Origin of the sequence: Pseudomonas sp. MWU12-3103b (assembly GCF_023100615.1) — a bacterium.
Lineage (GTDB): Bacteria > Pseudomonadota > Gammaproteobacteria > Pseudomonadales > Pseudomonadaceae > Aquipseudomonas > Aquipseudomonas putida_A.
In genome coordinates, this window is record NZ_JALMEY010000004.1 from 414,242 (window position 1) to 420,969 (window position 6,728).

5 protein-coding genes are annotated in these 6,728 nt (G+C 61.0%); 3 read left to right on the forward strand and 2 right to left on the reverse strand.

Annotated elements, in window-relative coordinates:
• Positions 1 to 33: 33 nt before the first annotated feature.
• Both M0808_RS10000 and M0808_RS10005 read right to left on the reverse strand, forming a co-directional pair.
• Entirely contained in the window at positions 34 to 1,776 is a 1,743-nt protein-coding gene (locus tag M0808_RS10000) for a potassium/proton antiporter (protein ID WP_096794715.1), read from the reverse strand.
• Between the two features lie 322 nt (positions 1,777 to 2,098).
• Entirely contained in the window at positions 2,099 to 3,724 is a 1,626-nt protein-coding gene (locus M0808_RS10005; protein ID WP_135294802.1) for a methyl-accepting chemotaxis protein, read from the reverse strand.
• A gap of 278 nt (positions 3,725 to 4,002) precedes the next feature.
• Between M0808_RS10005 and M0808_RS10010 the strand changes: the two genes are divergently transcribed.
• The 3 genes from M0808_RS10010 (at position 4,003) to M0808_RS10020 (ending at position 6,569) form a co-directional block, all read left to right on the forward strand.
• Positions 4,003 to 4,233 carry a hypothetical protein gene (locus M0808_RS10010; protein ID WP_003220969.1) on the forward strand — a complete coding sequence of 77 codons (231 nt, stop codon included), beginning with the start codon at positions 4,003 to 4,005 and terminating at the stop codon, positions 4,231 to 4,233.
• A complete protein-coding gene (locus M0808_RS10015) occupies positions 4,230 to 4,532 on the forward strand; it encodes a cell division protein ZapA (RefSeq protein ID WP_095138056.1) in 303 nt (100 codons plus the stop codon). The genes M0808_RS10010 and M0808_RS10015 overlap by 4 nt, the downstream gene beginning before the upstream one ends.
• Positions 4,533 to 4,631: 99 nt before the next feature.
• Positions 4,632 to 6,569, forward strand: coding sequence for a methyl-accepting chemotaxis protein (locus M0808_RS10020; RefSeq protein WP_247840935.1), 1,938 nt, complete (start codon positions 4,632 to 4,634; stop codon positions 6,567 to 6,569).
• The last annotated feature ends 159 nt before the right edge of the window (positions 6,570 to 6,728 follow it).

Here is a 6,728-nt window from a genome sequence, read left to right on the forward strand (position 1 = left end):
GAGACCGGTCAAACAAGTGAGAGTGGACGCAGTTTAGAGGAAGAGACCGGGGCCCGGGCGACTTCCTTCGGGGAATCTGACGCCCACTTTGCCGATCTTGTTCCCGTCCATGACCGCGACCGTCCAGTGAGTGTTGTTCCACTCCACCTGGTCGCCAACGATCGGTGCCCCCCCGACCTTGTGGGCAATGAACGCACCCAGGGTCATGTCCGGATCTATGCCTTCGGCCGGTAGGCCATACAGCGCGGCAACCGCTTTAAGCTGGGCGTCTCCTTCGAGCACGAAGTCGCCGAAGAAGCGCAGATCGAGGCCGCGTTGCGGCGCCTGGCTGAAAAGTTTTCCGAGCGCTGGCAAGTTGTGTTCATGGCCGATAACACACAGCAAATCATCGACTTCCAGCACCGTACTACCCGACGGATGGAGCAGTTGCTGGCCACGAAACAGGGCGGCGATACGTGTGCCTTCGGGCATTTTCAGCTCGCGCAGGGGCGAACCGATGCACCATTTCTCGGCGCCGAGCTTGTAAACGAACAGCTCCCACTCGCTGGTGATGTGCACTTCCAGTGCCGAACGGGAAATCGGTGCCGGCTCCGGCGGGACCGTCACCTTCAACAGTTTGGCCACCCACGGCAGGCTCGTGCCCTGCACCAGCAGCGACACCAGCACAATGAAGAACGCGAGGTTGAAGTACAGCTGCGCATTCGGCAACCCGGCCATCAGCGGGAACACCGCGAGAATGATCGGTACCGCGCCGCGCAACCCGACCCAGGAAATAAACGCTTTCTCGCGGCCGTGGAACGCCTTGAACGGCAGCAGGCCGACCAGCACCGACAGCGGCCGGGCGAACAGAATCATCCATAGCGCCAGACCCAGCGCCGGCAAGGCGATCGGCAGCAGATCATGCGGAGTGACCAGCAGCCCCAGCACCAGGAACATGCCGATCTGTGCCAGCCACGCCATGCCGTCGAGCATGTGCAGAATGCCGTGACGGCTGCGCACCGGGCGGTTGCCGATCACCAGACCGCACAGGTACACCGCGAGGAAGCCGCTGCCGTGCAGGGCGTTGGTCAGGGCGAACACCACCAGGCCGCCGGCGATCACCAGAATCGGGTACAGGCCGGTAGCGAGGTTGATCCGGTTGACCAGTTGCAGCATCAGCCAGCCACCGCCGAGGCCGATCACGCCGCCGATGCCGAATTCGCGAATCAGGTGGGTCAACAGGCTCCAGTGCAGGCCGGTCTGGCCGCTGGCGAGCATGTCGATCAGGGTCACGGTGAGAAACACCGCCATCGGGTCGTTGCTGCCGGATTCGATTTCCAGGCTGGCGGTCACCCGTTCGTTGAGGCCCTTGCCGCCGAGCAGCGAGAACACTGCGGCGGCGTCCGTGGAGCCGACGATGGCGCCGATCAGCAGGCCCTGGATCAGATTCAGGTCGAACAGCCACGCCGCCGCCATGCCGGTCAGTCCGGTGGTGATCAACACCCCGACCGTCGCTAGCGACAGCGCCGGCCACAAGGCCACGCGGAAACTCGAAACGCGGGTGCGCAAGCCGCCGTCGAGGAGGATCACCGCCAGTGCGAGGTTGCCGACCAGATAGGCCGTCGGGTAGTTATCGAAAATGATCCCGCCGCCATCGACCCCGGCGGCCATGCCGACCGCAAGAATAATGACCAGAATCGGGATGCCGAGACGGGAGGAAAGTGAGCTGACAAGAATGCTCGCACCTACCAGCAACGCGCCGATCAAGAACAGGCTGTTGATGGTCGTCGCATTCAAAGGCAGTACTCCAGAAGCGTAAAGACGGGCACAAACTGACCATGCAGTCTGCGTGCCAGCGATTCTAACCTGTTGAAATGTGATGCTGTCAAAAAGCTTTTTACGCTATGGGATTTGAGGTATGGGTTCGGCTGGGGATCGCTACCCTCACCCTAGCCCTCTCCCGGAGGGAGAGGGGACTGACCGCGGGGTTTGTTCAAGTTACACCGACCTGCAATATCGAGCCGAACTCAAAATCTGCAAAGCTCCCAATGTGCTCCCTTTCTTCCTCTCCCTCTGGGAGAGGGCTGGGGTGAGGGGCTTTTGACCTTGATCTGAAAATTTACAGGCTGAACCGCCCAACCATATTGTTCAGATCCAGCGCCAAGCGCGACAGCTCGTTGCTCGCCGCACTGGTCTGATTCGCGCCGGTAGCCGATTGCACTGACAGGTCGCGGATGTTCACCAGGTTGCGATCCACTTCGCGGGCCACTTGTGCCTGTTCTTCAGCGGCGCTGGCGATCACCAGATTGCGCTCGTTGATCTCGACGATCGCGGTATTGATGGTGTCCAGCGACATCCCGGCACCCCGCGCGATGTTCAGCGTCGATTCGGCGCGCTCGGTGCTGTTGCGCATCGAATCCACGGCGTGTTCGGTGCCGCTCTGGATGCTGCCGATCATGCGTTCGATTTCGCTGGTCGACTGCTGGGTGCGATGGGCCAAGGCACGCACTTCATCGGCGACCACGGCAAAACCGCGACCGGCTTCACCGGCACGGGCCGCTTCAATCGCCGCGTTCAGGGCCAACAGGTTGGTCTGATCCGCCAGGCCACGAATCACGTCCAGCACCTTGCCGATGTCACGGGATTCATTCGCCAGATCGCCGATCAGGGTCGCGGTGCTCTGTACGTCGGCGCTCATGCGTTCGATGGCGCTGACGGTTTCCTGTACCAGATCACGGCCGTCGCCGGCCGAGGTGGTGGCGTTCTTCGAGGCTTCCGAAGTGCTCACCGCATTGCGCGCGACTTCTTCCACGGCGCTGGTCATTTCGTTGACGGCGGTGGCGGCCTGTTCGATTTCGTTGTTCTGCTGAGTCAGGCCACGGGCGCTTTCGTCGGTGACGCTGTTCAGCTCTTCCGCTGCAGATGCAAGCTGGGTGGCCGAGCCGGAGATGCGCTGCAAGGTGTCGCGCAACTTCGATTGCATCTTGGCCATAGCCGCCAACAGACGTCCGGCTTCGTCGGTGCCGTCGACGTGGATCGGCTGGGTCAGGTTGCCTTCGGCGATGGTTTCCGCCGCGTCCAGCGCTTTGGAAATCGGCTTGGTGATGCTGATGGTCAGCAGCCAGGCGAACAGGAAGGTCAGGCCGGTCGCCACGACCAGCAGGGTGACCACCAGATTGAACGCCGAGGAATACTGGTCGACCGCCTCTTGATTGGTCTGGCTGATCTGCTCGCCGTTGATCTGCATCAGGCGGTTGAGCACGGTGTTCATCGCTTCGGAGTTGTTCAGCAACTCGGTGTTGAGCAGGTTGCGCAACTCGTCCACCTGATTGTTGCGCGACAGCGTTTTCATCCGGTCTTCGATCTGGCGGTACTGGCCCAGCAACTGCACATATTGATCGTAGGCCGCGCGTTCCTGCGGGCCGCTGATCAACGGCTCATAGGCCGATTGGGCAGCGCGGATCTGCTGGTTGCGGGTGTCCAGCAGTTCCATGGTCTTCTGCTGCACGTCCGGCTCGCGATTGACCAGCAAGCGATACGACAGCACGCGCAGGCGCAAGGTCAGTTGGGTGAACTCGTCGAGGTTCTTGATGCTCGGCACGCTGCTGTTGGTGATGTCCTCGGCAGCGCCGCGGATTTTGCTCATCTGGTTCAGGGCGAACACGCCGAGAATCAGCATCAGGCCGCCGATCAGGGCGAAGCCGGTGAACGCCCGGGGGGCGATATTCATATTGCGAAGGGACATGGCGCGGATACCAAAAAGGGCCGCATCCATGCGGGCTGAGACTGCTGTATGGATGACTTATCGGTCATACGACTAAAGTCTTGAGGCACTGTGCGTATTTGTCGCATATGGGCCTGAGCGACGAAGTGCAGGAACCAGATCGGCAGATCACAGTCTTTTAAACTCGCGAGAACGGTCGGCCGCCAGGAAAATCAAGGCCTTGCGCCGGTATAACCCTGGCATCCGCAGTGACTTTTCTTTATCGTACGCGCCCTTTGAAAAACGCCTGGAAGATCAAAATGTTGGAAGCATCCCTCAGCCAATTGGAACAGCTCGTCAGCGACCTGGTGCAACAGAACCAGACCCTCACGCAAACCAACCAGACCCTGTCCACGGAACTGGCCCAGGCCAAGGATGAAAACGAAAGCCTGCAACTGAGCCTGATGGAACAGGAAGAGAAGCACGGCGCCACCGCAGCGCGCATCCAGGCTCTGGTTGATCGCGTCAACGCAGGCCCTGTCAGCGCATGAACCACGGCACCGCAGGGGTAAAAGTCATCTCCATTCTCGGGGAGGACTATTCGATCAAGGCACCGGCCGGGGAAGAACAGACCCTGTTGGATGCCGCACTGATGCTCAAGGCCGCCCTGGCCGACACCAAACGCAAATACCCGACGCTGATCGGTGACCGCTTGCTGGTGCTGGCCGCGATGAACCTGTGCTCGCAGCAGATCGAAATGAAGAAGCAGCACCAGGAAGAACTCGACCGTTACCAAGAGCAAGTCAGCGCCACGGTCGACACCATCGCCAAGACCATCAATCAGGGCTGATGGGGTTGCGCACAACCAAAGAATAGATTGTCGATCGGGTTGTATACAATCGGCACGGCTGTTGCATTGTTTCGGCCACTTATTCTTTGGGGGTGCTCCATGCAGTTGTGGCGACGCAGTATTCAATGGCAGCTGATTCTCAGCATGGGCACCGCCCTGCTGGTCAGCATCCTGATCGTGGTTGGCATTTATACCCTGTTGGTCAACCGCCTCGCCCAGAGCTATCTGGTCGACCAAGCGCTGCCGTCGAGCATCGAAGCGACGCGCAACGACATCGAACGCATCCTCGTCCAACCCCTGACCGCCGCCAAAGACATCGCCAGCAATTCCATGGTGCGCGACTGGTTGGCCTCGGGTGAAGACAGCAGCAAAACGGCAGCCTTCGCGCAGTATCTGGAGGGCATCCGCGCCGAACATAAAGCTTTCACCGCGTTGATCATCGGCACCGATTCCAATCACTACATCACTGAAAAGGGCCTCGACCGCACCCTCAGTCGGACCAAGCCGGCCGATGCCTGGTTTTATTCCTTCCTCGATAGCCATCAGCCGCGCACTCTGAACATCGACAACGATGGCGCCACCGGAGAATTGGCACTGTTCATCGACTTGAAGGTCGAGCAGGCCGGCAAAGTGGTCGGCGTCGCGGGGCTGGGCCTGAGCATGAAAGAGCTGTCGGAGTTGATCCACAACTTCAGCTTTGGCGAGCGCGGCAAGGTCTATCTCGTGCGTTCCGACGGTTTGATCCAGGTTCATCCCGAGGCGCAGTTCAGCGGCAAGCGCACCCTCACGGAGCAGATCGGTGCGTCGGCGGCGCAAGCGGTCATGGGGCAAAAAGTCGCCGCTAACAGTTCCTTCCAGCGCGATGGCGAAGACTTCCTCGCCTTCAGCCTGCCGCTGCGCGATCTGGGCTGGACGCTGGTGGCCGAAGTGCCGCAATCGCAGATCTACGCCGAAGCCCGCAAGGCGATGTGGATGAGCGGCGGCATCGGTCTGGCGGTGGCACTGGTGTGCCTGGCGCTGGTGGTGTGGCTGGCCCAAGGGCTGGTGCGACCGATTCGTCAGGTAACAGCCGCGCTGGTAGCGATCGGTAGCGGCGGTGGAGATTTGACCCATCGGTTAGATTCCAGTCGCGCCGATGAACTGGGCGATCTCGCGCGCGGCTTCAACCGTTTTCTCGACAGCCAGCGCGGGCTGATCGGCGAAGTGCTGACCACCAGCGAGCGTCTGCGCACAGCAGTCGACCAAGTGGCGAAAGTGGTGGAAAATACCGCCGAACGCTCCGGGCGCCAGCAGGAAATGACCGACATGGTCGCCACGGCGGTGCATGAGATGGGCCTGACCGTGCAGGAAATCGCCCAGAACGCCGGCAACGCCGCGCTTGCTTCACAAAACGCCCGCGATGAAGCGCTGCAGGCGCGGGAAGTGGTCGGTGGCTCGATCCGTCATATCGAAAGCATGTCCGACGAGATCGGCGTGGCGGCGGGCGCGGTCGGTGAGCTGGCGCATCAGGTGGCGTCGATCGATTCGGTGCTGGCGGTGATTCGCGGCGTGTCCGAGCAGACCAACTTGCTGGCGCTCAATGCTGCGATTGAAGCTGCGCGGGCGGGTGATATGGGGCGCGGGTTTGCCGTGGTGGCGGATGAAGTGCGCACCTTGGCGCGCAGGACTCAGGCGTCTACCGACGAAATCCAGCAAATGATCGGCAGCCTCAAACAAGGCGCAGAGAATGCCGTGTCATCGATGCGCACCGGGCAGGCGGCGACCGGCACCGGGGTTGAATCGAGCCAGCGTACTGGCGCGTCGTTGACCGCGATTACCGGGCAGGTCGAGCGCATCAGTGACATGAACCATCAGGTGGCGACGGCGACGGAAGAACAGTCGGCGGTGACTGAAGAGATCAACCGCAACGTGCAGGGAATTTCCGATCTGGCCCGGGCCACGGCGGGCGAGGTGCGGGCGTGTCGCGAGGATTGTCAGATGTTGCAGCGGTTGGCGGATGATCTGGCAAGGCAGATGGGTGGGTTCAAGTTGAGCTGAGTGCTGAGTCTGAAAGCCCCTCACCCTAGCCCTCTACCGGAGGGAGAGGGGACTGACCGAGCCGTCTCTCGCTATACATCGACCTGAAAACGCCAGTCGATTATGGATTCGGTAGACCTCTTTCAGGTCGATGGAGTATTCAAGCATACCCTGTTCGGC